Consider the following 26,638-nt stretch of genomic DNA (forward strand, 5'->3'; position numbering starts at 1 on the left):
AGCTCTCCGATGGCGCTCCGTCACGACTGTGACCAGCATCGTCACCATGCGCGGATTCCTTGCCTCCTCGATCGGCGTCGCGACCGCGGCCGCACTGGCCCTCCCGCTCGCCCTGCCCTCCACCGCCCTCGCCGTCCCGGGGTCCTCGCCCGCGGCCCCGGCCGAGCCCGCCGGCACCACCCAGTCCCTCGAACTCCTCCCGCTCGGCCCCGCCCGAGGCCGGTCCCCGGGCGTCCCCGGCATGAGCGCGGGGGCCCGCGCGGCCGAGGTGCGCGGCCTGACCCCGCGCACCGTGAAGACCTTCTCCCTCGTCGGAGTGGTCTGGGACGACGCGGGCACCCAACTCCACGGTCGCGTCCAGGTCCGCACCCGTTCCGCGACGAACGCGGTGTGGACCGACTGGCAGGACCTGGAGACCCACAACGGGGAGCACGCGGCCGACCCCGACAGTGCCGAACACGGCGGCGGCCGGGTCCGCGGCAGCACCGCCCCCCTGTGGGTCGGCGCCTCCGACGGCGTCGAGGTCCGCGTCCAAGCCGAACCCGGCGCGGAAGACCACGCCCCCGACCAGGCCACCCCACCCGACCAGGCCGCAACCCCGCCGGCGCCTCCGACTCCGGCCGACCAAGCCGCCGCCCCTGCGAACCAGGCCGCAACCCCGCCGGCACCTGCCACCCCGGCGGACCAGGCCGCAGCCCCGGCCGCCCCCGCCGCCCCGGCGGACCAAGCCCCGGTCTCTCCTGCCGGTCAGGCCACCGCCCCGGTCGCTCCCGCCGGTCAGGCCGGCCAGGCCGCCGCGCGGTCCGCCGCTCGCGCGGCCCGGCTGCCGTCCGGGATGCGGATCGAACTCGTCGACCCCGGCGCCCCCGACCCCGTCACCCTCATCGACCCCGCCAAGCCGGGCGACAGCGGGGACGACAAGGGGGCCGCCGCCCCCGCCATGAGCATGGAGATGGCCGAGACCTCCTCCGCCAACCTCCCCCTCGCCCCGCTCGGCGCCAACGAGATCGTCGCCCTCAACAAGGCCGACTCCACCGCCGACGCCGTGCTCGCCGCCGGCGGCAGTCTCGACGCCGCCGTCCGCCCCTACATCGGCCCCCGACCCCGCATCGTCACGCGAAAGGGGTGGGGCGCGGACGAGTCCCTCCGCGAGAAGGGCTTCGTCTACACGAACACGGTCAAGGCCGCCTTCGTGCACCACAGCGCCTCCGGCAACAACTACGCCTGCGCGGACGCCCCCGCCGTGCTCCGCAGCCTGTACCGCTACCACGTGGTCAGCAGCGGCTGGCGGGACCTCGGTTACAACTTCGCCGTCGACAAGTGCGGCACCGTCTACGAGGGTCGAGCCGGCGGCGTCGCCAAGCCCGTCCTCGGCGCCCACACCATGGGCTTCAACACCGACAGCATGGGCATCGCCGTCCTCGGCACCTTCACCGACAGCGCCCCGCCCGCCGCCGCCGTCGACGCCGTCGCCCGCCTCACCGCCTGGAAGCTGGGCCTGTTCGGCGCCAACCCCGCCGCCAAGACCACGCTGATCTCCGCCGGCGGCAACCGGTACAAGAAGGGCACCGGGGCCAAGCTCGACGTCATCTCCGGCCACCGCGACGGCTTCGCCACCGAGTGCCCGGGCCGGCTCCTCTACGGCAAGCTCCCCGCCACCCGCACCACCTCGGCCAAGCTCCAGGGCCGCTGACAGCCCCCGCCCCGACCCGCCGCCCCCGCCCGCTCCCCGGGCCGGGGGCGCCGGCGCACCCGGCCCCCGCGCCCCGTACCCCCGAGCCCCGTACCTCCGCGTCCCGTCGTCCCGCCCGCGGACCAGGCGCCACAACACCCCGCCCCATCCCACCGTGACCACACCCCTCCCCGTTCCGTCGCTCTCCGTACAGAAGGTAACGGAGAGTGACGATCTCGGGGAGGGGGCGCGCGAAGCACGCGACCGCCAGGGGGCGCACCCCCTCAGCCCGCCCGCACCGCCACGAACCCGCCGCGCGCCGTCCCCGAGCCTGCGAGCACGGCCAGGGCCGCCGGATCGAAGGCCGCGGGCGGCTCCGACACCGACAGCACGAGCGCCCCGCCCGCCGCCGCCGCGTCCCCGCACCACTCGTCCGTCCCCGCCGGCACCGTGCCCCCGCACCGGGCGGAGATCACCGGCGCCATCGCGGTCGGCACCTCGCCCCCGACCCCCGTCGGCCCGGTCAGCCCGCACAGGGCGCTCCCGGCGCGCAGCGACCACCCCGGGCGCGGGGGCGGCGCGCCGGCGTCCGCGCCTGAGGGCAGTACCGGCAGGGCCTCGTGCAGGGCGGTGCCCATCAGGACCAGGACGGGCAGCGGCCCGCACGCGAACAGGGTGTGCTCCGGATCGATCCGCATCCGCCGATCCTGCCCCACCCGACCGGGCCCCCACCCGACCGCACCCCACCCCACCAGGGGGAATGCGGCAGAATGTCCGGACACCCGAACCCCGGACACCCGGATGCCGAACGCGCGAGGAGGCCGACGCCGGCATGGTCACCACTCTGCGGCTGCTCGCCGTCGCCGCCGCGCTCGCCCAGGCCGGACTGCTGCTGTTCGCCCGGATCCGGGCGACGTCCCGGCCGCGGGCGGCCGCGCGCGGGTCGGTGCCCGCGTCGTTGTTCCTCGTCGCCCTGGTCGCCGCCGCGATCGCCCTGGCGTTCCGGGCCCGCGTGCGGGATCCCGCCTGGGACCCGTTCCGGGACCTCGGGCTGCTGCTGCTCTTCGGGGCCGTGCTCCCGCCCATGGCCGGCCGCGTCGCGTCCCTCCTCCTCCGGCGACCCGCCCACGACGCCCCCGCGCCCGCCACCGCTCCCGTCCGCGAGCACTGGGCGGCCTACGCGATCGCGATCGCGGGCGGCGCGGCGGCCGTCGGCTGGACCACCTGACCCCTCCGTCCCGCCGCACCCCCTTCCCCACCCGCGCCCCCGACCCCGCCCCGGGTGCCAGAATCGGGGCATGGCCGGACGCGAGGACCCCCTCACCCGCGCCGGCGTCCGCGCCGGCCGCGTGGACCTGCCCGCGACGACCCCGCCCGCCGACACCACCACCCCCGACGCCGACTCCGACGCCGACGCGAGCCTGCTGTGGACCCCGCCCGGCCCCCTCGACCTCGGCCTCACCCTCGGCCCGCTCCGGCGCGGCCCCGCCGACCCCACCTTCCGCGTCACCCCCGACGGCGCCCTGTGGCGTGCCACCCGCACCCCCGCCGGCCCCGCCACCCTCCGCCTGCGTCGCGCCGCCGCACCCGCCGACGGCTCCCCGGCCCCGCTGCGCGCGGACCTGTGGGGACCCGGGGCCGCCCGGCTCGCCGCCGACCTCCCCGCCCTCCTCGGCGCCGAGGACGACCCCGGCGCCTTCGTGCCCCGCCACCGGCTGCTGCACGAGGCCCACCGCCGCCGCCCCGGACTGCGCCTGACCCGCACCGGCCTGGTCCTCGAAGCCCTCGTGCCCACCGTCCTGGAGCAGAAGGTCACCAGCGACGAGGCGTACCGTTCCTGGCGCCGTCTCGTGCGCGCCCACGGCACCCCCGCCCCCGGGCCCGGCCCCGACCTGTGGGTGCCGCCCGCCGCCGCCGACTGGCTGCGGATCCCGTCCTGGGACTGGCACCGCGCCGGGGTCGACGACAAGCGCGCGGCCACGATCCTGCGCGCCGCCCGCCTCGCCCCACGCCTCGAAGAGGCCGCCCGGATGCCCCCGGACCGGGCCCTGGCCCGGCTGCTCGCCGTGCCCGGCGTGGGCCCCTGGACCGCCGCCGAGACCCTCCAGCGCAGCAACGGCGACCCCGACGCCGTCACCACCGGCGACCTGCACCTGCCCGGACACATCGGCTGGGCCCTCGCCCGCGACCGCGACGCCGACGACGCCGCGATGCTCGCCCTCCTCGCCCCCTACGCCGGCCAGCGCCACCGCGCCGCCCGCCTCGTGCTGCTCGCCGCCCCCGCCCCGCCCCGGCGCGCCCCCCGGATGCGCCGCACCGACATCGCGCGCTGGTAGCGGCCCGCGACGACGGGAGCCCCCGCCGGGCCCCGGCGCACGGGGTCCCGCCGGGGGCTCCCGCCCCGCCGGCGCGCGCTCAGCGCACCGTCACGAACTCCTCCACCGGCCGCGCCGGCCGTTCCCGCGGCTCGGCCGCCGGATGCCCGACCGCCACCGCGCCCATCGGATCCCAGTGCGCGGGCAGCCCCAGCACCCCGCGCACCACGTCCCGGCAGAACATGGTCGAGGACACCCACGCCGACCCCAGACGCTCCCCGGCCAGGGCCACCAGCAGGTTCTGCACACCGGCGCCCGCCGCGACCACGAACATCTCGCGTTCGGCCGCGTCCCGGCGCGGATCGCCGTACGTGTGCGCGCCCTCGGTCACCAGGCACGGCACCACCAGGTACGGGGCCCGCCGCAGCACGTCGCCGCGCCGCACCCGCCGGGCCACGGACTCCTCGTCCCGCCCGTCGGCCCGCAGGTCCGCGATCCACGCGTCCCGCATCGCGTCCAGCAGCTCCACCCGCGAGCGCTCCGACTCCAGCAGCACGAACCGCCACGGGGTGGTGTGGTGCGGGGCGGGCGCGGTCAGCGCGGCGGCCACGGCCCGGCGCACCGCGCCCGGGTCCACCGGCTCGTCCGTGAACTCGCGGACCGTGCGCCGCCCGGTGACGGCCGCGCGGACCGCCTCGGAGGTGCCGAGCCGGAACATGTCGTCCCGGGTCCCGCGCACCAGCGCCCGCGCCCCGACCTCGGGCCCCTCGGTCCGCACCAGGTGCGCCAGGCCGCGCACGACGGCCACCGGCCGACCCGCCGTCTTGCCCTTGACCAGGTCGCCCGCGCCCGCCAGCTCGTCCGCGACGGCGATCACCGTGGCCTGGAGCGGGTTGCCGTGCGGGTCGGTGCCGCCGCGCAGGTCGTCGAGGACGGCGACGCCGGCCGCGCCGATCGCCACGTCCGTCAGCCCCTCCCGCCAGGGCCGTCCGAAGGTGTCGGTGACGAGCACCCCGACCCGCACCCCGAGCGCGGCCCGCAGCCCGTCCCGGATCCGCGCCGCCGAGGCGTCGGGGTCCTCGGGCAGCAGCAGCACGGTGCCGGCCGCCGTGTTCGAGGCGTCCACCCCGGCCGCGGCCATCACCAGCCCCTGCCGGTTCTCCACGATCCGCAGCGGGCCGCGCCGGGCCACCACGCGCACCGTCTCGGCGTCGATGGCGGCCTCGCGGGAGTCCGCGCGGACGATCCGGCCCTCCGCCTTCGACACGATCTTCGAGGTGACCAGCAGCAGGTCCCCGTCACGCAGCCCGGCCGGGTCGGCGCAGGCCGCCGCCGCGATCAGAGCGGGCAGGTCGTCGCCGGGACCGACCTCGGGCAGCCCGGCCGGCGCCCACACCGAGAACCGGGCCCCGGCCCCCGCGGGCTCGGGCGCGGCCCCCGAGCTCATCGGCGCACCGTCTCGGCCAGCTCCAACGCGGCCCGGGCCATCGCGGCGGTGGCCTCGGTGTCGGTCATCATCAGGGGCACGGCGCGGCACGCGATGCCGGCGGCCTCGACCTCGGCGACCGCGCCCGCGTCCCGTTCGTCCACGAGCCAGCCGTCGAGGAGTTCGGCCCCGTAGTGACGGGCGACCGCACCTGCGGTGGTCTCCACGCCGACGGCCGCGAGGACCTTGTCGGCCATGCCGCGCACGGGGGCGTCGCCGACGATGGGGGAGAGGCCGACGACGGGCGCCGGGGAGGCCGCGACGGCCTCGCGGATCCCGGGCACGGCCAGAATGGTGCCGACGGAGACCACGGGGTTGGAGGGCGGGAAGAGGATCACGTCGGCGTTCGCGAGGGCGTCGAGGACCCCGGGGGCGGGCTTGGCGGTCTCGGCCCCGACCGGGACCACCGCCTCGGCGTCCACCGAGGCCCGCATCCGCACCCAGTACTCCTGGAAGTGCACGACGCGCCGGTCGCCGCTGTCGGGGTCGGTGATCGCCACGTGCGTCTCGACCCGGTCGTCCGTCATGGGCAGCAGGCGCACGCCGGGTTTCCAGCGGTCGCACAGGGCCTCGGTGACGGCGCTCAGCGGGTAGCCGGCCGTGATCATCTGCGTGCGGACGATGTGGGTGGCGAAGTCGCGGTCGCCGAGTCCGAACCAGGAGGGGCCGACGCCGTAGGCGGCCAGCTCCTCCTTCACGGTGAAGGACTCGTCCGCGCGTCCCCAGCCCTGGTCCTCGGCGATGCCGCCGCCCAGGGTGTACATCACGGTGTCGAGGTCCGGGCAGACCTTCAGCCCGAACAGGTGGATGTCGTCACCGGTGTTGCCGATGACGGTGATCTCGGCGTCGGGCACCGCCGACAGGAGACCGCGAACGAAACGGGCGCCGCCGATGCCGCCGGCCAGAACAACAATGCGCATGCCACGCAGTCTGTCAGGCGGTGCGCCCCGCGTGAGCGGCGCCCGGGAGCACGGGGGAGCAGCCGAAGGCGGCGCGGGTCGGCGCGCTCGTGAAGCCGATGCCGGGGGCGCCGGAACCGGCGACCGTCGCGCCCCGGGGGAGCCCGGCGCGCGGGCCGTCGCCGAGGCCGTGGGTGGTGCCGGCGGCGGAGCTGACGGCGCCGGCGTGCTCGCCGCGCTCGTGCATGGGCATCTCGGTCAGGCCGGGGAAGTAGACGTGCAGGCTGACGGCGCCGTCGAGGGAGTCGTTGGCGACCTCGTGGGCGTAGCCGGGGGCGAACACGCGCTGTTCGCCGGCGCGCAGGGTGAGCGGGCCGCGTTCGGTGTACTCGGTGAGGGTGCCGTCCAGGACGGTGAGGACACCGGAGGAGGGGCCGTGGTCGTGCAGGCCGCTGCCCTGGCCGGGGACCCAGCTCAGCAGCCACACCTCGTAGCCGGGGCCGGTGCGCAGCCGGTGGTACCAGCGGGTGGTGGCGTCGTAGTCGACGAGGTGTGCCCAGGAGGCCCGGTCCTCGGCGATCTCGCGGGCGAGGCCGACGAACTCGGCGACGGTGGCCGGGTGTTCGCGGGCGGGCTGGAGGAGGTGCTGGACGGCGAGGATGTCGCCGGCGATCTGGAGGTCGCTGTCGCTGTTCATCGTGGAGGGTCCTCGACGGAAGTTCAGGGTGCGCGGGGGCGGGCGGTCGCTTCGGGGGTTCGGCCGGAACTCTGGACGGGACTCACGAAGGGTCCCGCAGGCATCAACAGCCGCGACAGCGACAGCGAAGCTGGGCAGCGCACAGGAACCCACGAATGGGGGTCCCGGGGGTGGCTGCGTTCGCTGACATGCGTACCAGAAGAACGGGTGAGGGGCCGGGATGTCAACCCATTGTCCGGTTCGGGCGAAAAAGTTCACCTCATCCGGTGCCTGTGACGGGAGAAAGGTTTGTGCATGGAGGGGCGGGATAGGTGGCGCAACAACCACGCTCGTAAACCTTCGAAGAACCCCGGATTCAGTCCGATCACACCCCCGGGCGCGACCGCGCCGTGATCGGAATGTGATCCCGGTCGCTTCTGTGGCCGAAACGCAACCCCACCACAGAGTGACACGTCGCTTACGGGTGTGGACGGGAACTACGCCGCAGGTGGTGGCATGTGTAGCGATTTTTCGCGATATGAACACTTTCTGCATACGCTTGGTTCCGCAGAGTGAACAATGGCTCCAATAGCAGATCCCGGCTTGACTGGCTCGGAGCCACACACTTGTAATTTCACTCGTGTCGTTTCGTCGTCAGAGGTCACGACACCACCACGGGGACGCCGTAGACACAAGCGAGGGGCGCGCATGACCGAGCTGTTTCAGGAACTGCTGGTCGAGGAGGCGGACGAGGAGCAGGGCTGGCAGGAACGCGCCTTGTGCGCCCAGACCGACCCCGAGTCCTTCTTTCCGGAGAAGGGCGGCTCCACCCGCGAGGCCAAGAAGGTCTGCCTCGCCTGCGAGGTCCGATCCGAATGTCTGGAGTACGCGCTCGCCAACGACGAGCGCTTCGGCATCTGGGGCGGCCTCTCCGAACGCGAACGCCGGCGCCTCAAGAAGGCCGCCGTCTGACCCCATCGAAGGATCATCCGACCTTCCGCCGCACGGAGGGTGACGGATCGTCCGACAGGCCGCCGAATCGGCCGAAACGCCGACCGGATCCGGCCGGCCCCACCCCCCCACTCCCGACCCCCCACCCCCACCCGCCCCGATCGCGCCGCGCCGGCCCGCCGACCACGGACCCGCCCCGGCGCGCACCAGGGCCCCTAATCCACCCCCACCCCCACCCCCACCCCCACCCCCCACCGACCCGTCGCGCACCGCGCCCCGGACCCCGACCCGCCCACGCCCGCCCGGCCACCCGAACGACCCCGCGTCGCACCCGTGTTCCGGTCCGGACCGCCCGCCCGTCGCCCCGACCGCGCCCCGCGCGCCCACCCGTCGCACCCGCGTTCGAATCCGACGCGCGACACAACCGAACACCCCCTCGGTCCGCCTCCCGCACCTTCCCCGCAGGAGGCGGACCGCCGCGTTCCGAGCCACTAGGGTGACGCTGTCCAGCAGCCACCGGAGGGCCAACCGCCCCCGGAATCCCGGCCGGAGGGCCCCACGCGATGACCACGCCCCGCCACTCGCCGGCGCCCTGGGGCGACCCCCAGGCAGCCGCCCCCGCCTTCCCCCGACACATCGTCACCACGGTGCTCGTGGCCCACGACGGCGCCCGCTGGCTGCCCGAGACCCTCGCCGGCCTGCTCGCCCAACACCGCCCCCCGCAGGACGTGATCGCCGCCGACACCGGCAGCGCCGACGAGTCCGCGACCCTCCTCGCCGAGGCCCTCGGCACCGACCGCGTCCTGCACCTCGCCCGCCGCACCGGCTTCGGCACCGCCGTCGAGGAGGCCGCCCGCACCGCCGGCCGGATCTCCCCCGAGGACCTGCCCCACCTCGCCTCCGCCAGCGGCTGGGACCCCGTCTCCCGCACCTGGCGCGAAGCCCCCGAGGACCAGGCCGACGGCGAACCCGTCCACTGGCTCTGGCTGCTGCACGACGACGGCGCCCCCGCCCCCGACGCCCTCGCCGAACTCCTGCGCGTGGCCGACGCGCACCCCGACGCCGCCGTCGTCGGCCCCAAACTCCGCGGCTGGTACGACACCCGTCAACTCCTCGAAGTCGGCGTCACCCTCGCCCGCGGCGGCCGCCGCTGGACCGGACTCGACCGCCGCGAACAGGACCAGGGCCAACACGACACCGTCCGCCCCGTCCTCGCCGTCTCCACCGCCGGCATGCTCCTGCGCCGCGACGTCCACGAGGCCCTCGGCGGCTTCGACCGCCGCCTGCCCCTCATGCGCGACGACGTCGACCTGTGCTGGCGCGCCAACACCGCCGGCCACACCGTCCTCGTCGCCCCCGACGCCGTCCTGCGGCACGCCGAGGCCGCCACCCGGGAACGCCGCCCCGTCGACTGCGCCGGACGGGTGATCCGCACCCCCGGACGCGACGCCGCCCCCGGCCCCCGCCGCGTGGACAAGGCCGCCGCCGCCCACACCCTCCTCGCCAACAGCACCCCCCACGCCCTGCCCTACACCACCCTGCGGCTGATCCTCGGCACCCTCCTGCGCACCCTCGCCCACCTCCTCGCCAAGGACCCCCGCCAGGCATGGGACGAGAGCGCCGGCCTGCTCGCCGTGCTCCTGCGCCCCGACCGGATCCGCGCCGCCCGCGCCGGCCGCCCCCGCCCCGCCCGCACCCCCGCCGACCTCCGCCCCCTGTTCCCCCCGCCCGGAGCCGGTACCCGCGCCGCCCTCGACCGGCTCGCCGGCCGCCTCGGCCGCACCCCCGCCGACCCCGACGCGCCCACCACCGACACCCCCGGCCGGCTCGCCCGGCTGCGCCGCCTCGTCCACAACCCCCTGCCCCTCCTCCTGGGCACCCTCGGCCTGCTCGCCCTCCTCGCCTGCCGCCACCTGCTCCTCGGCGGCCCCCCCGGCGGCCTCCTCTCCGGCGGCGCCCTGCTCCCCGCCCCCGACACCACCGCCGAACTCCGCCGCGTCCTCACCGACACCTGGCACCCCGTCGGCGCCGGCACCACCGCCGACGGACCCCCCTGGGCAGCCCTCCTCGCCCTCGCCGCCGCCCTCCTGCCCGGCACCCCCGACCTCGCCCTCACCCTCCTGTTCACCGCCGCCGTCCCCCTCGCGGCCCTCTCCGCCCACACCGCCGCCCGCCCCCTGATCGCCTCCCGCCCCCTGCGCGCCGGCGCGGCCGCCGCCTACGCCCTGCTGCCCGCGACCACCGGGGCCCTCGCCGACGGACGCGTGGGCACCGTGCTGCTCGCCGTACTCCTGCCCTGGCTGCTGCGCACCGGCCTGACCGCCCACCACGCCCACCCCGCCCCGACGTCCGCCCGCACCACCCCCGCCGGCCGCCCCCGCGCCCGCCGCACCCCCGCCGACCCGGCCCGCCGCACCGCCCTGTGGGCCCACCTCGCCCTCCTCACCCTCACCACCGCCTTCACCCCGATCGTCTGGCCCCTCGCCGTCGCCCTCGCCCTGGCCGCCCTGATCCGCCGCCGCGACCGCGCCGCCCTCCCCGGCCTCCTCCTCACCGCCCTCCTCCCGCTCCTCGCCCTCGCCCCCTGGTCCCTCGGCCCGCTCACCCACCCCGCCCGACTCCTCGGCGAAGCCGGCCTCGCCCTGCCCGCCCACCCCGGCCCCGCCCTCACCACCACCCTCGACCTGCTCACCCTCGGCACCGGCGACCCCACCGCCCCCGGCCGCTTCCTCACCACCGGCCTCCTCCTCGCCGCCCTCGCCGCCACCCTGCGCACCGACCGCCGCCCCGCGATCACCGCCGCCTGGACCTGCGCCCTGATCGGCCTCCTCGGCACCGCCCTCACGCAAACTCAGACCCGCCCCGGCCCCACCGCCCTGCTCTACGGACTCGGCCTGCTCACCGCCGCCGCCCTCGGCGCCGACGGAGCCGCCGCCCGCCTCGCCGCCCACGGCTTCGGCTGGCGCCAACCCACCGCCGCCGCCCTCGCCGTCCTCGCCGCCGCCGGCCCCCTGGCCCTGGCCGCGCTCTGGCTCTGGCACGGAGCCGACGGCCCCCTCGCCCGCCGCGACCCCGCCCAGGTCCCCGCGTTCGTCGCCGAGGAGAGCCAGACCCGCGACCGGCCCCGCACCCTCGTCCTCGCCGGCGACCCCGACACCCCCGGCGGAATCCGGCACGCCCTCGTGCGCGGCGCCGGCGCCCACCTCGGCGACGCCGACCTCACCGCCCTCAGCGGCCCCGACCCCCGCCTCGACGCCACCGTCTCCGCCCTCGTCGCCGGCACCGGCGCCGACCAGAGCGACCGCCTCGGCGCCCTCGCCGTCCGCCACGTCCTCGTCCGCGACAGCGCCCCCGCCGAACTCCGCCGCGTCCTCGACACCACCCCCGGCCTCAGCCGCCTCAGCCGCACCGGCGGCAGCTCCCTGTGGCGGGTGGACCGCCCCGTGGCCCGCGCCGTGATCCTCCCCGGCACCCCCGGCGAGGCACCGGTGCCCGTGGCCGCCGGCCCCGTCGAGATCCACACCGACCTCCCCGCCGGCGAACCCGGCCGCCGCCTGCGCCTGGCCGAGACCCCCGACCCCGGCTGGCACGCCACCCTCGCCGGCGCCCCCCTCACCCCCCGCACCCTCGACGACGGCTCCCTCGGCTTCGACCTGCCCCCCACCGGCGGACGACTCCACCTCACCCACCCCACCCCGCCCGCCGACACCGCCCGCCTCTGGGCCCAGGCCGCCCTCGTCCCCGTCCTCCTCGTCCTCGCCCTGCCCGCCCGACGCCGCCGCCTCGACGACGACCTCCCCGAGGACGGCCTGCCCGCCGTCCCCGGTCAGGCCGGCCCCGGCCGCCACCGCCACACCGGCCCCACCACCCCCACCGCCCCCGCCGACCCGCACGCGGCGGACCCCTACGCGGCCGACCCGTACGCGGCCGATCCCTACGCCGCCGACCCGTACGCCGCCACCGCCCATACCCCCGAGGCCCACGACCCCACCGCCCCCTACGAGGACCCCGCCTGGGCCCACGCCCCCTACGACCCGGCCCACGACTCCGCCTACGAACCCGGCCGCACCACCACCGACCCCCACCCCTCCTACGACAGCTACGGCCGCGCCATCCCCACCCGCCCCCACCGCGACGGAACCCCGCACCCATGAACCGCGCCCACCACCGCCCCGCAGACCGCCCCGCCCGCACCCCTCACCCCGCCCGCACCCCACGGCCCCCCGTCGCCCTCGCCGTCTGCACCCTCGCCCTCGCCGGCGCCGCCACCCTGCTCACCCTCACCCTCCCCGCCCCCACCCACGCGTCCCCCACCGCGACCCCTCCCACGACCACCCCCCGCCTCCCCGTCGAACGCGCCCACCTCCTCTGTCCCGCCCCCACCGACGAGGACCGCGGCGAAACCCTCCGCACCGCCCTCGTGCGCACACCCCCGACAACGGACGGGCCGGGACCCGGATTCCGGGACGCCGAGAGTTCACCCCCGGCGAGCCGAGAACACGACACCGCCCGCCTCACCACCGCCACCACCGGCGCCACCCCGGCCCCCGTCATCGCCCTCACCGCCCCCGGCCGCCCCGGCACCGCCCGCGCCCGAGGCGCCGAGGCCCCCGCCCTCGTCGGCACCGCCACCGGCCGCCTCGCCCCCGGATTCAGCGCCCACCAGACCACCCTCGTGCCCACCGGCAAGGCCCGCGGTCTGCTCGGCCTGGCCTGCGTCCGCCCCGGCACCGACCTGCGCCTGCCCGGCACCTCCACCGCCGCCGGCCGCCGCGACACCGTCCACCTCGTCAACCCCGACGAGACCCCGGCCGTCGTCGACCTCACCCTCACCGGCCCCGAGGGCGCCCTCGACCCCGACCCCCAGGCACCCCCCGGCACCGCACCCGGCGAGAACCTCCGCGTCCCCCCGCACGGCGCCCTCGCCGTCGCGATCGCCGACCTCACCCCCCGCGCCCTCGCCGACCTCACCCTGCGCGTCACCACCCGCGTCGGCCGCGTCGGCGCCGCCGTCCGAGTCACCGCCGACGGCGTCGGCACCGACTGGCTCACCGCCGCCGAACCCGGCCCCCGCACCGTCCTCCCCGGCATCCCCGCCGACGCCACCGCCGTCCGCCTGATCCTCCAGGCCCCCGGCACCGCCGACGCCGACCTGCGCATCCGCCTCGCCGGCCGCACCGGCACCCTCGTCCCCGCCGAGCACGAGGAGATCCGCGTGCCCGCCGGCGCCACCACCTCCGTGGACCTCGGCCCCCTCACCCGCGGCGAGACCGGCACCCTCCTCCTCGACCCCGTCGACCCCGCGAACCCCGTCCCCGTCGTCGCCGCCCTGCGCGTGGTCCGCGGCGCCGGCGCCGCCCAGGAGATCGCCTTCGTCCCCGGCACCGCCCCCCTCGGCCCCGGCGAACGCGCCACCCTCACCGACAACCGAGCCCCCACCGGCCCCGAGACCGGCACCACCCTCGCGCTGACCGCCCCCGACGCCGCAGCCACCGTCCTGATCACCCCCTACGGCCCCGACGGACCCGCGCCCGACCGCGCCAAGGAGTACACCGTCCCGGCCGGCACCACCCTGGCCGTCACCGCCCCGCCCACCCCGCCCGGCCTCGCCGCCGGAGCCCCCTACGCCCTCACCGTCACCCACCGCGCCGGCGGCCCCGTCCACGGCTCCCGCGCCCTCACCGCCCGCGAGGGCGGCGTCGACATGATCACGATCACCCCGCTCGCCGACGACCACGCCACCGTCCCCGCCCCCCGGGTCCGCCGCGACCTCGGCGTCCTCACCACCCCCGACACCGCCCCCGACCCGGAGCCCACCACCTGACCGGGCCCGCCCCACCCGGCGGGCACCGCCTCAGAAACCCTCGTCGTCGTCCTCGTCCCCGTACCGCGGATCGATGATCTCCGGGGTCTGCCCCAACAGGTCCGCGACCTGCTCCACCACCACCTCGTGCACCAACAGCGCCCGCTCCTCGCGCCCCTTCGACCGGATCTCCACCGGCCGCCGGAACACCACGATCCGCGCCGGCCTGCCCTCCACCGCCTCCGAGACCCCGCCCAACGGCACCGCCTCGTCGCTCCAGCCGTCCGGCCCCTGCGCCCCCGGCACGTCCGCCACCACGAACTCCACCTCGGCCAACTGCGGCCACCGGCGACTGAGCCGCTCCACCGAATCCCGCACCAGATCGCCGAACAACTCCGCCCGGCTGGCCGCCAACGGCACCTGCGGCGGCGCCAACGGACCGCGCATGCCCCGACCGTGCCGGTCACGACGCACGCGGGGAACGGAGGCGCCCCGGTCGGCCGGGCCGACGCCTTCGGGACGAGAGAACGAGGGACTGTCCATCACCCACGCAGGGTAGCCCCGCATCGATCTCCCGCACCTCGCCCGCGCACCGTGTCACCCCCCGGAAAGCGCCCCCACCGCACCCCCGAACCCCCCACACGGGCGGTTTCGGCCACGACACGGACGGGGCAGCGGGGGGAGAGTCGTCGCGGCCCGGTCAAGAGTGCGGTACCGTCCAACGTCGTGAGCCTTGTACGTCGCTGTTCGCGCACCGCGTGTGGCCGCCCTGCGGTCGCAACCCTGACGTACGTCTACGCCGACTCGACCGCGGTCCTCGGCCCGCTCGCCACCTACGCCGAGCCGCACTGCTACGACCTGTGCGCCGAGCACTCCGAACGCCTCACCGCCCCGCGCGGCTGGGAAGTCGTCCGCCTCGCCGACGCCTCCGCCCCCGCCCGCCCCAGCGGCGACGACCTCGAAGCCCTCGCCAACGCCGTCCGCGAGGCCGCCCGCCCCCAGGAGCGCCCCGAACCCCCGCGCACCCCCGGCGACAACGCACCCCGACGCGGCCACCTCCGCGTCCTGCGCTCCCCCGACTCCTGACCCGCGCCCCCCGAAGCCGGCCACAATCGGCCGTCCTCCCCGGAATCACGGGCCACGACCCGGGTAGCCGTGCAAGGTAGGTTCGAATCCGACCGCACGCACATCCAGGAGGCGCGAGAAGTGGCTGCCGATCTTTCGAACATCGTCAAGGCGTACGACGTGCGCGGCGTCGTGCCCGACCAGTGGGACGAGCACGTCGCGGAACTGTTCGGGGCCGCCTTCGTCGAGGTCGTGGACGGCCGGGCCATCGTCATCGGCCACGACATGCGCCCCTCCTCGCCCGGTCTCGCCGCCGCCTTCGCCCGCGGCGCCGCCGCCCGGGGCGTGGACGTCACCCTGATCGGCCTGTGCTCCACCGACCAGCTCTACTACGCCGCCGGCGCCCTCGACCTGCCCGGCGCCATGTTCACCGCCTCCCACAACCCGGCCGAGTACAACGGCATCAAGCTGTGCCGCGCCGGCGCCGCCCCCGTCGGCCAGGACACCGGCCTCGGCGAGATCCGCGCCCTGGTCGAGGGATGGCTCGACGCCGGCGCCGGCCCCGCCCCGGCCGCCGCCCCCGGCACCGTCACCGAACGCGACGTGCTGGCCGACTACGCCGCCCACCTCCGCGGCCTCGTCGCCCTCGACGCGATCCGACCGCTGAAGGTCGTCGTGGACGCCGGCAACGGCATGGGCGGCCACACCGTCCCCACCGTCTTCGCGGGCCTGCCCCTGGACCTCGTGCCGATGTACTTCGAACTCGACGGCACCTTCCCCAACCACGAGGCCAACCCCCTCGACCCCGCCAACATCGTGGACCTGCGCGCCCGGGTCCTGGCCGAGGGCGCCGACCTCGGCATCGCCTTCGACGGCGACGCCGACCGCTGCTTCATCGTCGACGAGAAGGGCGAGGGCGTCTCCCCCTCCGCGATCACCGCCCTCGTCGCCGCCCGCGAACTCGCCCGCAACGGCGGCACCGGCACCGTCATCCACAACCTCATCACCTCCTGGTCCGTGCCCGAGGTGGTCCGCGAACACGGCGGCACCCCCGTCCGCACCCGCGTCGGCCACTCCTTCATCAAGGAGGAGATGGCCCGCAGCGGCGCCATCTTCGGCGGCGAACACTCCGCCCACTACTACTTCCGCGACTTCTGGAACGCCGACACCGGCATGCTCGCCGCCCTCCACGTCCTGGCCGCCCTCGGCGGACAGTCCGGCCCGCTGTCCGGCCTCGTCGCCGAATACGACCGCTACCGGGGCTCCGGCGAGATCAACTCCAAGGTCGCCGACCAGGCCGGCCGCCTCGCCGCCCTGCGCGCCCGGCACGCCGACACCGAGGGCGTCACCCTCGACGAACTCGACGGCCTGACCGTCACCGCCGCCGACTGGTGGTTCAACGTGCGCGCCTCCAACACCGAACCCCTGCTCCGCCTCAACGTCGAGGCCCGCGACGAGGCCACCCTCGCCCGCGTACGCGACGAAACCCTCGCCCTCATCCGCGCCTGAGCCGCCCCACCCGCCGACGAGCGGGCGGTACGGGACCACGACACCCCACACCGCCCGCTCCGGCGGTACGCTGACCTGGCCCGACACAGACCCCCGAGCCCGTCTCGGCCCACCCGAAAGGACGGCCCCCATGCCGCTCGACGCCGGCCTCCTGCAGATCCTCGCCTGCCCGGCCTGCCACTCCCCGCTGGACGACCGCTCCGGCGACGAGACGGCCCCCGAGCTGGTCTGCACCGGCACCGACTGCGGCCTGGCCTACCCCGTCCGCGACGGCATCCCGGTCCTCCTGGTCGACGAGGCCCGCCGCCCCGCCTGACGCACCGAGCCCGGCCCACGAACCCGCCCCGCGCAGGAGGTCGCACCATGCTCGACGAGTCGTTGCTCGACAACCCCGAGCGCCTGGCCGGCGCCGACCGACGGGGCCTGCTGCGCGGCGCCGCCGAGGCCGGCGCCCGGGTGCGCACCGCCGTCCGCGCCGCCACCGAGGCCGGCCTCGCCGACCTCCACCCCGACGGCCGCCCCCGCTCCGTGCTCATCGCCGGACCCGGCACCGCCGCCGTCGGCGTCGCCGACCTCCTCGCCGTCCTCGCCGGCACCGCCGCCCCCGTCCTCCGCCTCGCCCCCACCGGCGTCGCACACGCCGCCGGCGCCCTGCGCTGGACCCTCCCGGGCTGGGCCGGCCCCGTGGACCTGCTCCTCCTCGTCACCACCGACGGCACCGAACCCGGCCTCGCCAACCTCGCCGAGACCGGCTACCGACGCGGCGCCACCGTCGTGGCCGTGGCCCCGCCCCGGTCCCCGCTCGGCGAGGCCGTCGCCGCCGCCCACGGACTCCTCGTCCCGCTGGCCCGCGCCCCGCACCACGACCCCGACCAGCCCTACGACGAGACGGCGTCCGCGGCCGGCCCCGGCGCCCTGTGGGCCCTCCTCGTGCCCCTCCTCGTCCTCCTCGACAAGGTCGGACTGCTCACCGCGACCCCCGACCTCCTCCACAAGGTCGCCGACCGCCTCGACCACACCGCCGAACGCTGCGGCCCGGCCATCGCCACCTACTCCAACCCGGCCAAGACCCTCGCCGTCGAACTCGCCGACTCCCTGCCCCTCATCTGGACCGAGGGCCACGGAGCCGGCGCCGCCGGCCGCCGTTTCGCCGCCACCCTCGCCGAGCTCTCCGGCCGACCCGCACTCGCCGCCGAACTCCCCGAGGCCCTCCCGGCCCACGGCTACCTCCTCGCCGGCGACCTCGCCGCCGGCGCCGATCCCGACGACTTCTTCCGTGACCGGGTCGACGAGCCCCAGGCTCTGCGCGCCCGTGTCGTCCTGCTGCGGGACCGACCGACGGGCGGCCTCAGCGCCGCCCCGGCCGCCCGCGAGCTCGCCCACGGCCACGACACGGCCGTCAGCGAGCTCGAACCAGAGGAGGGCGGCGAACTCGAACAGCTCGCCGAACTCCTCGCCGTCACGGACTTCGCCACCGCCTACCTGGCGCTGGCGTCGGGGGGACGTACCTGAGGCACGGGGCCCCCACCCCGCGCCGCCCATCTCCCAGGAAGACGACCACGTCCGATGGACCGCCTGACGAACACGATCCGCCCCTACGCCTGGGGCTCGACCACCGCCATCCCCGAACTCCTCGGTGTCGAACCCACCGGCGAACCGCAGGCCGAGATGTGGATGGGCGCCCACCCCGGCGCCCCCTCCCGCCTCGACCGGGGGCAGGGCGAGACCACCCTCGCGGCGGTCGTCGACGCCGACCCCGAACGCGAACTCGGCGCCGCCGCCGTCGCCGCCTTCGGCCCCCGCCTCCCCTTCCTCCTCAAGCTCCTCGCCGCCGGCGCCCCCCTCTCCCTCCAGGTCCACCCCGACCTCGACCAGGCCCGCGAGGGCTTCGCCGACGAGGAACGACGCGGCGTGCCCATCGACGCCGGGCACCGCAACTACAAGGACCCCAACCACAAGCCCGAGATGATCTGCGCCCTCACCCCCTTCGACGGGCTGTGCGGGTTCCGGGCCCCCGCCGAGGCCGCCGACCTCCTCGAAGGACTCGGCGTCGACAGCCTCAAGCCCTACGTGGACCTGCTCCGCGCCCGGCCCGAGGAGGCCGCCCTGCGCGAGGTCCTCACCGCCGTCCTCACCGCCGACCCCGAGGCCATGGCCGAGACCGTCACCGAGACCGCGGCCGCCGCCGCCCGCCTCGGCGGCCCCTACGCCCCGTACGCGGACCTCGTCACGGACTACCCCGGCGACCCCGGGGTCATCGCCGCCATGCTCCTCAACCACGTGCGGCTCCAGCCCGGCGAGGGCATGTTCCTCGGCGCCGGCGTCCCGCACGCCTACCTCAGCGGCCTCGGCGTCGAACTCCTCGCCAACAGCGACAACGTGCTCCGCGCGGGCCTGACCCCCAAGCACGTGGACGTCCCCGAGCTCCTCAAGGTGACGCACTTCGAGCCGACCGCCCCGGCCCTGATCCACCCCGAGGCCGACCCGGTCACCGGCGAGGAGGTCTACGAGACCCCCATCGACGAGTTCCGGCTCTCCCGCTGGGTCCTGACCCCCGAAGGCGCCCCCCGCGCCCTGCCCACCGGCACCCCGCAGATCCTGCTGGCCACCGCCGGGGCCCCGCGCGCCGGCGAGCTGACCCTGGCACCCGGCGAGTCCGTGTTCGTCCCGGCAGGCGAATCGGTGGAATTGTCCGGATCGGGCACGGTGTTCCGCGCCACGGTCCGCGTCCACCAGTCGAGCTGACGTTGCGTCCGTACCGGCTGCCGGCACAATGTGCGGCCGGTACGGACGGCAACACCAGCCCCTGGAAGGACACCCGCAACCATGAGCGCGTCAGGCGGAACCAAGGCGATCGTCGCGGCCCTCGCGGCCAACCTCGCCATCGCGGTGGCCAAATTCGTCGCCTGGTTCTTCAGCGGATCGTCCTCGATGCTCGCCGAGGGAGTCCACTCCCTCGCCGACTCCGGCAATCAGGGCCTGCTCCTCCTCGGCGGCAAGAAGGCCCGCCGCCAGGCCACCCCCGAGCACCCCTTCGGCTACGGCCGCGAACGCTACATCTACGCCTTCCTCGTCTCCATCGTCCTCTTCAGCGTCGGCGGCATGTTCGCCATCTACGAGGGCTACGAGAAGATCCACGACCCGCACCCGCTCGACGCCTGGTACTGGCCCGTCGGCGTGCTCGTCTTCGCGATCATCGCCGAGGGCTTCTCCTTCCGGACCGCCATCAAGGAGTCCAACGAGACCCGCGGCAAGCAGTCCTGGAAGGACTTCATCCGCCGCGCCAAGGCCCCCGAGCTGCCCGTCGTCCTCCTGGAGGACTTCGGCGCCCTCGTCGGCCTGGTCCTCGCCCTCGGCGGCGTCGGCCTCGCCCTCCTGACCGGCAACGGCGTCTGGGACGGCATCGGCACCCTCTGCATCGGCGTCCTGCTCATCGTGATCGCGATCGTGCTCGCCTCCGAGACCAAGTCCCTGCTGCTCGGCGAGTCCGCCGGCATCGAGCAGGTCGAGCAGATCAAGGCCGCCGCCGTCGACGGCGACACCGTGACCTCCGTCATCCACATGCGCACCCTCCACCTCGGCCCCGAGGAACTCCTCGTCGCCGCCAAGGTCGCCGTCCGGCACGACGACACCGCCCGCGAGGTCGCCGACGCCATCAACGCCGCCGAGGCCCGCATCCGCGCCGCCGTCCCGATCGCCCGCGTCATCTACCTGGAGCCCGACATCTTCGACGCCGCCCAGGCCGCCGCCGGCGAGGACCCCGCCGCCACCCCGGGCGGCACCGGCCACTGACCGGGCACCGACCGGCCACGCGAGACGGCCCCGGGCCCGCACCCTCGAACAACAGGGTGCGGGCCCGGGGCCGTCTCACGCGCGCAAGCGCGGGGGAGCGGGACGTCAGCGGATCTCGCGCAGCACGTCCAGCACCGCCGCCTCGTCCGGAGCCGCCGTCAGCCGCTCCCGGAACCCGGTGTCCATCAGCTTGCGCGACAGCAGCGCCAGGATTCGCAGGTGCTCGTCCCCGGCCGCGGCCTCCGGCACCGAGATCATGAAGATGAGCTTCGCGGTGGTCCCGTCCAGCGCACCCCACTCGATGCCCTCCGTCGACCGGGCGAAGCCCACCGTCGGAGCCGAGACCGCGTCGGTCTTGGCGTGCGGGATCGCGATCGACTCGCCCAGACCCGTGGTGCCCTGCGCCTCGCGCGCCATCGCCACCCGGACCAGCTCATCCACGTCGTTCACGTTGCCCGTGCCCGCCAGCATCTCCGCCATCTCGCGGATCGTCGCCTCCTTGTCGGAGGAGGCCAGCTCGGTGCGCACGGTCCGCTCGGTCAGGTAGCCGGACAGCACCTCGTCGGGGTCCGCGGCCTTCTCGACCGGCTTCTCCAACGTCGCCGTCGCGGTCGCACCGGCCGGGGCCGACCCGCCCGCGGCACGCGGAGCGGTGGTCACGGCGGTCGCGGCGACCGCACCGGCCGTCGCACCCGCCGTCGCACCGGCCAGAGCCGGCTCGCCGACCCCGCCCCGGTTCTTGCGCTCCTTGATCTCGATCAGCGCGTTCGTCGTCAGCGCGGTCACCACGGTGCCCGCCGCGATCGCGATCAGGAACCAGACCCAGCCGCTGATCGCGCCCAGCGCCGCCACCACGGGACCGCCGTGCGGCACCTTGTCGCCGACACCGGCCACACCGGCGATCGCACCGGCCACCGCGCCACCCAGCATGTTCGCCGGGATGACCAGCGCCGGTCGCGCCGCCGCGAACGGGATGGCGCCCTCCGAGATGCCGAACATGCCCATGAACAACGCGGCCATGCCCGTGTCCCGCTCCGCGTCCGTGTACAGCTTGCGGCGCAGCACCGTGGCCAGACCCTGACCCAGCGGCATGACCGGAATGGCCGCCGCGCACATGCCCATGACCGCGTAGTTCTGCGAGGCGATCAGACCGGTGCCGAACAGGAACGCCGTCTTGTTGACCGGACCGCCCATGTCGAACGCGATCATCAGGCCGAGCAGCGCGCCGAGCAGGATCGCGCTGGTGCCGGTCATGCCGGACAGCCAGCTGGTGAGGGACTCGAAGACCCAGGAGATCGGCTTGCCGATCACGTAGATGAAGAACAGGCCCAGCGCCGTGGTCGAGATGATCGGGATCACGATGATCGGCATGATCGGCTGGACGACCTTGGGGACCTTGACCTTCTTGATCCACAACACCAGGTAACCGGCGAGGAAGCCGGTCACGATCGCGCCGATGAAGCCCGCGCCCGCCTTCGAGTCGTACAGCGCGCCGGTGTTCGCGATGAAGCCGCCGATCATGCCCGGCACCAGGGCCGGCCGGTCGCCGATCGCGTAGGCGATGTAGCCCGACAGGATCGGGATCATCAGCGTGAAGCCGAGGACACCGATCTGGAAGATGTTGTGCCAGATCGTGCCGGGGGTGGTCACGTACCCCTCGGCGGTGGTGTGACCGCCGAGCGCCAGGGAGATGGCGAGCAGCAGACCGCCCACGACCACGAACGGGATCATGTACGAGACGCCGTTCATCAGCGCCTTGTAGGCCAGGCTGCGCTCCTTGCCGCCGGCCGGGGCGCCGCCGCCCGAGGCCGCGCCCTCCTGCACGGGGGCGCTCATGACGCGCTCGATGAGCTCCTTCGGCTTGTGCACGCCGTCGGCCACGCCCGTGGCCAGGACGCGCTTGCCGGCGAACCGGGCCCGGTCGACCTCCTTGTCGGCGGCGATGATCACGCCGTCCGCTTCTCTGACATCGTTGTCAGAGAGCACGTTCTCGGCACCGATCGAGCCCTGGGTCTCCACCTTGATCTGGATCCCCATGGCTTCCGCCGCCTGCTGGAGCTTCTCGGCGGCCATGTACGTGTGCGCGATCCCGGTGGGACACGCGGTCACGGCGACGAGCTTCGCGGGCTTCTGCCCGCCGCTGCCCCCGTCTGCCGGAGAGTCGGCCGGACTGGTCACTGCAATCTCCTCACGCCTGGTCCTGCGAGGACGAGCCCCTCAGCCCGACCTCACCGCATCGTGCATCACCCGCCCAGTCCATAAAAAGTCCAAAAGACCTCAAACGCGAGCGCCAACGGACCCCCGCACCGTGCGTCACCCGTCCTGACGGGCTTTTCCGGAGGACTGGGGTCCGCTGGGCCGATCGGTGTAGATTCGATGCTGGTGTCAGGCGTCGCCGCTGATGGCGGTCGGGCGGTCCGATGGACCGGCCGTGGGGAGAGAGGGCCCTCGACGGACTGCGCTCGGCGCGACCCACCCGGGCCCGCGCCCGCCGTCGCGCGCCCGTGCCCGCGCACGACCGCGCCGGCGCACAGCCGTGTCCACCCTCTCGAAACCCGAGGAGCCACACCCATGGCCGACTTCAAGGTCGCCGATCTCTCCCTTGCCGCGTTCGGTCGCAAGGAGATCACCCTGGCCGAGCACGAGATGCCCGGTCTGATGTCGATCCGTCGCGAATACGCGGAGACTCAGCCGCTGGCCGGTGCCCGTGTGACCGGCTCGCTGCACATGACGGTGCAGACGGCGGTCCTCATCGAGACCCTCGTCGCGCTCGGCGCCGAGGTCCGTTGGGCCTCGTGCAACATCTTCTCCACCCAGGACCACGCCGCCGCCGCGATCGCGGTGGGCCCGAACGGCACCCCGGAGAACCCGCAGGGCGTCCCGGTCTTCGCCTGGAAGGGCGAGACCCTGGAGGAGTACTGGTGGTGCACGGAGCAGGCGCTGACCTGGCCGAACACCCCCACCGGCGGCCCGAACATGATCCTGGACGACGGTGGCGACGCCACCCTCCTCGTCCACAAGGGCGTCGAGTTCGAGAAGGCCGGTTCCGCCCCGGACCCGTCCACGGCGGACTCCGAGGAGTACGCGCACATCCTGACCCTCCTGAACCGCACCCTCGGTGAGGACGGCCAGAAGTGGACCCGCCTCGCCTCGGAGATCCGCGGCGTCACGGAGGAGACCACCACCGGTGTCCACCGCCTGTACGAGATGATGGCCGAGGGCAGCCTGCTCTTCCCGGCGATCAACGTGAACGACGCCGTCACCAAGTCGAAGTTCGACAACAAGTACGGCTGCCGTCACTCGCTGATCGACGGCATCAACCGTGCCACCGACGTCCTCATCGGTGGCAAGACCGCCGTCGTCGCGGGCTACGGCGACGTCGGCAAGGGTTGCGCGGAGTCCCTGCGCGGTCAGGGCGCCCGGGTGATCGTCACCGAGATCGACCCGATCTGCGCCCTCCAGGCGGCGATGGACGGCTACCAGGTCACCACCCTGGACGAGGTCGTCGAGACCGCCGACATCTTCATCACCACCACCGGCAACAAGGACATCATCCTCGCCTCGGACATGGCGAAGATGAAGCACCAGGCGATCGTCGGGAACATCGGCCACTTCGACAACGAGCTCGACATGGCCGGCCTCGCCAAGATCCCCGGCATCGTCAAGGACGAGGTCAAGCCGCAGGTCCACACCTGGACCCACCCGGACGGCAAGGTCCTCATCGTCCTGTCCGAGGGCCGCCTCCTCAACCTGGGCAACGCGACCGGGCACCCGTCGTTCGTGATGTCGAACTCGTTCGCGGACCAGACCCTGGCCCAGATCGAGCTGTTCACCAAGCCGGAGGAGTACCCGACCGAGGTGTACGTGCTGCCCAAGCACCTCGACGAGAAGGTCGCCCGCCTCCACCTCGACGCCCTCGGCGTCAAGCTGACCACCCTCCGCCCGGAGCAGGCCGACTACATCGGCGTCAAGGTCGAAGGCCCGTACAAGCCCGACCACTACCGCTACTGAGCCGACGGGCGCCCCACCCGGCGCCCGACCCTCACCGCACGCGACAGGCCCCCGGCACCGCCGGGGGCCTGCCCCGTTCCCCGGACCCACCCGCCCGCGCACGGAAAACGACACCCCAGCCACCATGCCCCGAGGCCGCTACTCCCTCCACGACCCCCACGACGGCACCCCCCTCGCCGACGAACACTTCCACTGCGCCCCCGGCCCCGGCGGCTGGCGCTACACCGCCCGCCGCACCGCCCCCGACGCCGGCCCGCACGCCCCCGAACTAGGCGCCGTGGACCTCGCCGTCGACGACCTCGGCCGCCCCGTCCGCCTCGAACTGCGCGGCCACGGCTGGCAACTGCGCGGCGCCGCCCTCGACGGCGTCACCTGGGTCCGCACCGACCCCACCGACCCGACGGGCGAACACGCCGAACACGGCAACGTCCGCGCCGCCGCCTTCACCGGCGCCTCCCCGGCCTTCCTCGTCGCCACCGCCCGCCTCATCGCCCCGCGCCCCGGCGCCCCCGCCACCCGGGTCCGCCTCGTGCGACTCACCGAACCGGCCCTGGCCCCGCGCACCGAGGACCTCGCCTGGGCCCTCCTCGGCACCGAGACCCACCCCACCGACAGCGGCCCCCTCGCCGTCGACACCCACCAGGTCACCGACCTCGCCACCGGCGAGGTGCACACCGTCCACCTCGCCGGCGACGTGGTCCTCGCCGCCCCCGGCATCGAACTGGAGGACCTGGACACCCCGCCCTCGACCTTCCCGCCCCGCGACTGACCCGCCCCGCCCGAACCTCAGGCCGGCGGCGCGAACCCGCCCGGCCGCCCGGCCGGCGGCGCCTCGGGAGCCACCGGCGGCACGGACGCCGGCGCCGCGGCCGGCGCAGCCCCCGCCCCGGGCGCCACGAACCCGCCCGGAGGTACGCCGGGGTGGACACCCGGTCGGGCACCCGGGCCGGCCCCGGGGTAGGTCGGATAACCCGGGTACGTCGGGTACCCCGGATACGCCTGGGGCTGCTGATACCCGCCCGGCATCCCCGGCACCGGCTGCCGACCCGCCGCGCCGCCGAACACCCGCCGCGCGTCCCGCGCCTGCCGCTCCTGCAAGGCCGCGGCCAGGAACGCCGCCGCCGGCACCCCGGTCGGCGGGACCGCCCCGGTCACCGCCACCAGCCCGTCCGCCAACCGCACCGCCATCGCGTGCCCGATCTGCGGGTCCAGCGAGTCCATCCGCCCCAGGTACTGCCGGATCTCGGCCCACATGCCCTCCGGCACCGCCGACAGATCCGTCCCGGAGAACCGCTCCACCAGCCACGGCGCGGCCGCCGGCAGCACGGGCCCCGTCGTCACCGGCACCCGCTCGCGCACGACGAGCGTCCCCGCGAACACGTCACCGAGCCGTCGCCCCTGCTCCGACACCAGCGAGGAGATGATCGCGACCACGCCGAAGGTGACGAGGAACTCCACCACCCCCATCGCCCCGCGCACCAGCGCGTGCCGGAACCGGATCGGCCCGCCGTCCTCGCGCACCACCCGCAGCCCGCACGCCAGCTTCCCCAGCGACCGCCCCTGCGACAGCGTCTCCACCGCGATCGGCACCCCGACCAGCAGCAACACGAACAGACCCACCTCGATCGCGGCGACCGCCGCCTCGTCCAGCGAGGCCGTCGCGGCCACCACCCCGATCGACATCAGCAGGTAGCCCACCCCGTAGACCAGCGCGTCGAGCAGGAACGCCAGCGCCCGGCTCGGCAGCTTCGCCGCCCGCAACGCCAGTACGACCGCGTCCCCCGTCACCCATGTGCTCACGCCTGCTCCCACCCGCTCCGGACCCGATCGGCCCCACCTGCCCCTTTGCCCTCCAGTCTGCCAAGCTGGCGGAGGAAACAGCAGGGGAGCGGGGTCCGCGGGCCCGGCCGGCGGGGGAAAACCAGGAGCGATTGCCCGATGGATCTCGATGTGTTCGTGGCCGCGCACCGGGCGGAATGGGACCGCCTCGACCACCTGGCGGGCCGGGGGCGCTCGCTGACCGGCCCGGAGGTGGACGAACTGGTCACCCTCTACCAGCGCACCGCGACGCACCTGTCCCTGGTCTCGTCCGGCCACCCCGATCCGCAACTGGTCGGCCGCCTCACCCGCAGCGTGGCCCGCGCCCGCGCCACCGTGACGGGCACCCGCCGTGCCTCGTGGCGAGACGCCGCACGCTTCTTCACGGAGGGGTTCCCGGCCGCCCTGTACCGGACCCGCCGCTGGTGGATACCCGTGGCGCTCTTGTCCACGGCCCTCGCCGCGCTGATCGGCTGGTGGATCGCGGGCAACCCGGACGTGCAGGCCGCGGTCACGGCCCCGGAGCAGCTGCGCGAGATGACCCGCCCCGGCGGCGAGTACGAGACGTACTACTCCAGCCACCCGGCCGCGTCCTTCTCCGCGCAGGTGTGGACGAACAACGCGCGGGCCGCAGCGCTCTG

At 75.4% G+C, this 26,638-nt stretch carries 21 protein-coding genes and 1 pseudogene (1 of these 22 running past the window's edge); 15 read left to right on the forward strand and 7 right to left on the reverse strand.

Annotated features, from left to right (window positions below; translation table 11 throughout):
* Positions 1-46 precede the first annotated feature (46 nt).
* Complete coding sequence (locus ACN20G_RS16070; RefSeq protein WP_424213472.1) at positions 47-1,693, forward strand: peptidoglycan recognition protein family protein; 1,647 nt, start codon at positions 47-49, stop codon at positions 1,691-1,693.
* Positions 1,694-1,956: 263 nt separating this feature from the next.
* Here ACN20G_RS16070 and ACN20G_RS16075 read toward each other — a convergent pair whose 3' ends face one another.
* On the reverse strand, positions 1,957-2,370 hold the full coding sequence (locus ACN20G_RS16075; protein ID WP_424213473.1) for a hypothetical protein: 414 nt from the start codon (positions 2,368-2,370) through the stop codon (positions 1,957-1,959).
* A 134-nt stretch (positions 2,371-2,504) separates the two neighbouring features.
* Here ACN20G_RS16075 and ACN20G_RS16080 point away from each other — a divergent pair, with 134 nt between their 5' ends.
* A complete protein-coding gene (locus ACN20G_RS16080; RefSeq protein WP_424213474.1) occupies positions 2,505-2,900 on the forward strand; it encodes a hypothetical protein in 396 nt (131 codons plus the stop codon).
* 70 nt (positions 2,901-2,970) lie between these two features.
* Positions 2,971-4,008, forward strand: a complete 1,038-nt coding sequence (locus tag ACN20G_RS16085) for a DNA-3-methyladenine glycosylase family protein (protein ID WP_424213475.1) — start codon at positions 2,971-2,973, stop codon at positions 4,006-4,008.
* A 79-nt stretch (positions 4,009-4,087) separates the two neighbouring features.
* Here the strand turns inward: ACN20G_RS16085 and ACN20G_RS16090 are convergent, their stop codons facing one another.
* From ACN20G_RS16090 to ACN20G_RS16100, 3 genes and pseudogenes are all read right to left on the reverse strand, one after another.
* A complete protein-coding gene (locus ACN20G_RS16090; RefSeq protein ID WP_424213476.1) occupies positions 4,088-5,434 on the reverse strand; it encodes a coenzyme F420-0:L-glutamate ligase in 1,347 nt (448 codons plus the stop codon).
* Positions 5,431-6,393, reverse strand: a complete 963-nt coding sequence (gene cofD / locus ACN20G_RS16095; protein ID WP_424213477.1) for a 2-phospho-L-lactate transferase — start codon at positions 6,391-6,393, stop codon at positions 5,431-5,433. Before cofD ends, ACN20G_RS16090 begins: the two co-directional genes overlap by 4 nt.
* Before the next feature lie 220 nt (positions 6,394-6,613).
* A pseudogene (locus tag ACN20G_RS16100) lies at positions 6,614-7,069 on the reverse strand (cysteine dioxygenase); the annotation flags it as partial.
* 687 nt (positions 7,070-7,756) lie between these two features.
* Between ACN20G_RS16100 and ACN20G_RS16105 the strand changes: the two are divergent.
* The 3 genes from ACN20G_RS16105 (at position 7,757) to ACN20G_RS16115 (ending at position 13,823) form a co-directional block, all read left to right on the forward strand.
* Complete coding sequence (locus tag ACN20G_RS16105; RefSeq protein WP_424213478.1) at positions 7,757-8,020, forward strand: WhiB family transcriptional regulator; 264 nt, start codon at positions 7,757-7,759, stop codon at positions 8,018-8,020.
* A gap of 542 nt (positions 8,021-8,562) precedes the next feature.
* Positions 8,563-12,153, forward strand: a complete 3,591-nt coding sequence (locus ACN20G_RS16110) for a glycosyltransferase (RefSeq protein ID WP_424213479.1) — start codon at positions 8,563-8,565, stop codon at positions 12,151-12,153.
* Positions 12,150-13,823 carry a DUF5719 family protein gene (locus ACN20G_RS16115; protein ID WP_424213480.1) on the forward strand — a complete coding sequence of 558 codons (1,674 nt, stop codon included), beginning with the start codon at positions 12,150-12,152 and terminating at the stop codon, positions 13,821-13,823. The genes ACN20G_RS16110 and ACN20G_RS16115 overlap by 4 nt, the downstream gene beginning before the upstream one ends.
* Before the next feature lie 30 nt (positions 13,824-13,853).
* Here the strand turns inward: ACN20G_RS16115 and ACN20G_RS16120 are convergent, their stop codons facing one another.
* On the reverse strand, positions 13,854-14,345 hold the full coding sequence (locus ACN20G_RS16120; RefSeq protein WP_424215537.1) for a metallopeptidase family protein: 492 nt from the start codon (positions 14,343-14,345) through the stop codon (positions 13,854-13,856).
* Between the two features lie 183 nt (positions 14,346-14,528).
* On the opposite strand from ACN20G_RS16120, the gene ACN20G_RS16125 reads away from it, so the two are divergent.
* The 6 genes from ACN20G_RS16125 (at position 14,529) to ACN20G_RS16150 (ending at position 20,168) form a co-directional block, all read left to right on the forward strand.
* Positions 14,529-14,888: a DUF3499 domain-containing protein gene (locus tag ACN20G_RS16125; protein WP_424213481.1), complete on the forward strand. Its 360-nt coding sequence runs from the start codon at positions 14,529-14,531 to the stop codon at positions 14,886-14,888.
* A 120-nt stretch (positions 14,889-15,008) separates the two neighbouring features.
* A complete protein-coding gene (locus ACN20G_RS16130) occupies positions 15,009-16,376 on the forward strand; it encodes a phosphomannomutase/phosphoglucomutase (RefSeq protein ID WP_424213482.1) in 1,368 nt (455 codons plus the stop codon).
* A gap of 130 nt (positions 16,377-16,506) precedes the next feature.
* Positions 16,507-16,692, forward strand: a complete 186-nt coding sequence (locus ACN20G_RS16135; protein WP_424213483.1) for a Trm112 family protein — start codon at positions 16,507-16,509, stop codon at positions 16,690-16,692.
* A gap of 47 nt (positions 16,693-16,739) precedes the next feature.
* Entirely contained in the window at positions 16,740-17,888 is a 1,149-nt protein-coding gene (locus ACN20G_RS16140; protein WP_424213484.1) for an SIS domain-containing protein, read from the forward strand.
* Between the two features lie 54 nt (positions 17,889-17,942).
* A complete protein-coding gene (manA, locus tag ACN20G_RS16145; RefSeq protein WP_424213485.1) occupies positions 17,943-19,121 on the forward strand; it encodes a mannose-6-phosphate isomerase, class I in 1,179 nt (392 codons plus the stop codon).
* A gap of 81 nt (positions 19,122-19,202) precedes the next feature.
* Positions 19,203-20,168, forward strand: coding sequence for a cation diffusion facilitator family transporter (locus tag ACN20G_RS16150; protein WP_424213486.1), 966 nt, complete (start codon positions 19,203-19,205; stop codon positions 20,166-20,168).
* A 105-nt stretch (positions 20,169-20,273) separates the two neighbouring features.
* On the opposite strand, the gene ACN20G_RS16155 is transcribed toward ACN20G_RS16150, so the two are convergent.
* Positions 20,274-22,346 (reverse strand): fructose-specific PTS transporter subunit EIIC, encoded by a 2,073-nt coding sequence (locus ACN20G_RS16155; protein WP_424213487.1) that lies wholly within the window; start codon positions 22,344-22,346, stop codon positions 20,274-20,276.
* A gap of 393 nt (positions 22,347-22,739) precedes the next feature.
* Between ACN20G_RS16155 and ahcY the strand changes: the two genes are divergently transcribed.
* Entirely contained in the window at positions 22,740-24,179 is a 1,440-nt protein-coding gene (gene ahcY, locus ACN20G_RS16160; RefSeq protein ID WP_424213488.1) for an adenosylhomocysteinase, read from the forward strand.
* Between the two features lie 124 nt (positions 24,180-24,303).
* Positions 24,304-24,948 (forward strand): hypothetical protein, encoded by a 645-nt coding sequence (locus tag ACN20G_RS16165; RefSeq protein WP_424213489.1) that lies wholly within the window; start codon positions 24,304-24,306, stop codon positions 24,946-24,948.
* A 17-nt stretch (positions 24,949-24,965) separates the two neighbouring features.
* Here the strand turns inward: ACN20G_RS16165 and ACN20G_RS16170 are convergent, their stop codons facing one another.
* Complete coding sequence (locus tag ACN20G_RS16170; protein WP_424213490.1) at positions 24,966-25,979, reverse strand: RDD family protein; 1,014 nt, start codon at positions 25,977-25,979, stop codon at positions 24,966-24,968.
* Between the two features lie 138 nt (positions 25,980-26,117).
* Here ACN20G_RS16170 and ACN20G_RS16175 point away from each other — a divergent pair, with 138 nt between their 5' ends.
* On the forward strand, positions 26,118-26,638 hold the 5' portion of the coding sequence (locus ACN20G_RS16175) for a stage II sporulation protein M (protein ID WP_424213491.1). It continues 487 nt past the right edge of the window; only the first 521 of its 1,008 coding nucleotides appear in the window; it begins with the start codon at positions 26,118-26,120; its stop codon lies off the right edge, out of view.

Source organism: Streptomyces dryopteridis (assembly GCF_049606955.1).
GTDB lineage: Bacteria > Actinomycetota > Actinomycetes > Streptomycetales > Streptomycetaceae > Streptomyces.

What these genes read in the sequence shown, in the direction of transcription:
- ACN20G_RS16135 (WP_424213483.1), top strand. Translation starts at nt 16,507, where the DNA reads ATGCCGCTCGACGCCGGCCTCCTGCAGATCCTCGCCTGCCCGGCCTGC.
- ACN20G_RS16085 (WP_424213475.1), top strand. Translation starts at nt 2,971, where the DNA reads ATGGCCGGACGCGAGGACCCCCTCACCCGCGCCGGCGTCCGCGCCGGC.
- cofD (WP_424213477.1), bottom strand. Translation starts at nt 6,393, where the DNA reads ATGCGCATTGTTGTTCTGGCCGGCGGCATCGGCGGCGCCCGTTTCGTT.
- ACN20G_RS16165 (WP_424213489.1), top strand. Translation starts at nt 24,304, where the DNA reads ATGCCCCGAGGCCGCTACTCCCTCCACGACCCCCACGACGGCACCCCC.
- ACN20G_RS16070 (WP_424213472.1), top strand. Translation starts at nt 47, where the DNA reads ATGCGCGGATTCCTTGCCTCCTCGATCGGCGTCGCGACCGCGGCCGCA.
- manA (WP_424213485.1), top strand. Translation starts at nt 17,943, where the DNA reads ATGGACCGCCTGACGAACACGATCCGCCCCTACGCCTGGGGCTCGACC.
- ACN20G_RS16150 (WP_424213486.1), top strand. Translation starts at nt 19,203, where the DNA reads ATGAGCGCGTCAGGCGGAACCAAGGCGATCGTCGCGGCCCTCGCGGCC.
- ACN20G_RS16120 (WP_424215537.1), bottom strand. Translation starts at nt 14,345, where the DNA reads ATGGACAGTCCCTCGTTCTCTCGTCCCGAAGGCGTCGGCCCGGCCGAC.
- ACN20G_RS16080 (WP_424213474.1), top strand. Translation starts at nt 2,505, where the DNA reads ATGGTCACCACTCTGCGGCTGCTCGCCGTCGCCGCCGCGCTCGCCCAG.
- ACN20G_RS16115 (WP_424213480.1), top strand. Translation starts at nt 12,150, where the DNA reads ATGAACCGCGCCCACCACCGCCCCGCAGACCGCCCCGCCCGCACCCCT.
- ACN20G_RS16110 (WP_424213479.1), top strand. Translation starts at nt 8,563, where the DNA reads ATGACCACGCCCCGCCACTCGCCGGCGCCCTGGGGCGACCCCCAGGCA.
- ACN20G_RS16140 (WP_424213484.1), top strand. Translation starts at nt 16,740, where the DNA reads ATGCTCGACGAGTCGTTGCTCGACAACCCCGAGCGCCTGGCCGGCGCC.
- ACN20G_RS16090 (WP_424213476.1), bottom strand. Translation starts at nt 5,434, where the DNA reads ATGAGCTCGGGGGCCGCGCCCGAGCCCGCGGGGGCCGGGGCCCGGTTC.
- ACN20G_RS16075 (WP_424213473.1), bottom strand. Translation starts at nt 2,370, where the DNA reads ATGCGGATCGATCCGGAGCACACCCTGTTCGCGTGCGGGCCGCTGCCC.
- ahcY (WP_424213488.1), top strand. Translation starts at nt 22,740, where the DNA reads ATGGCCGACTTCAAGGTCGCCGATCTCTCCCTTGCCGCGTTCGGTCGC.
- ACN20G_RS16105 (WP_424213478.1), top strand. Translation starts at nt 7,757, where the DNA reads ATGACCGAGCTGTTTCAGGAACTGCTGGTCGAGGAGGCGGACGAGGAG.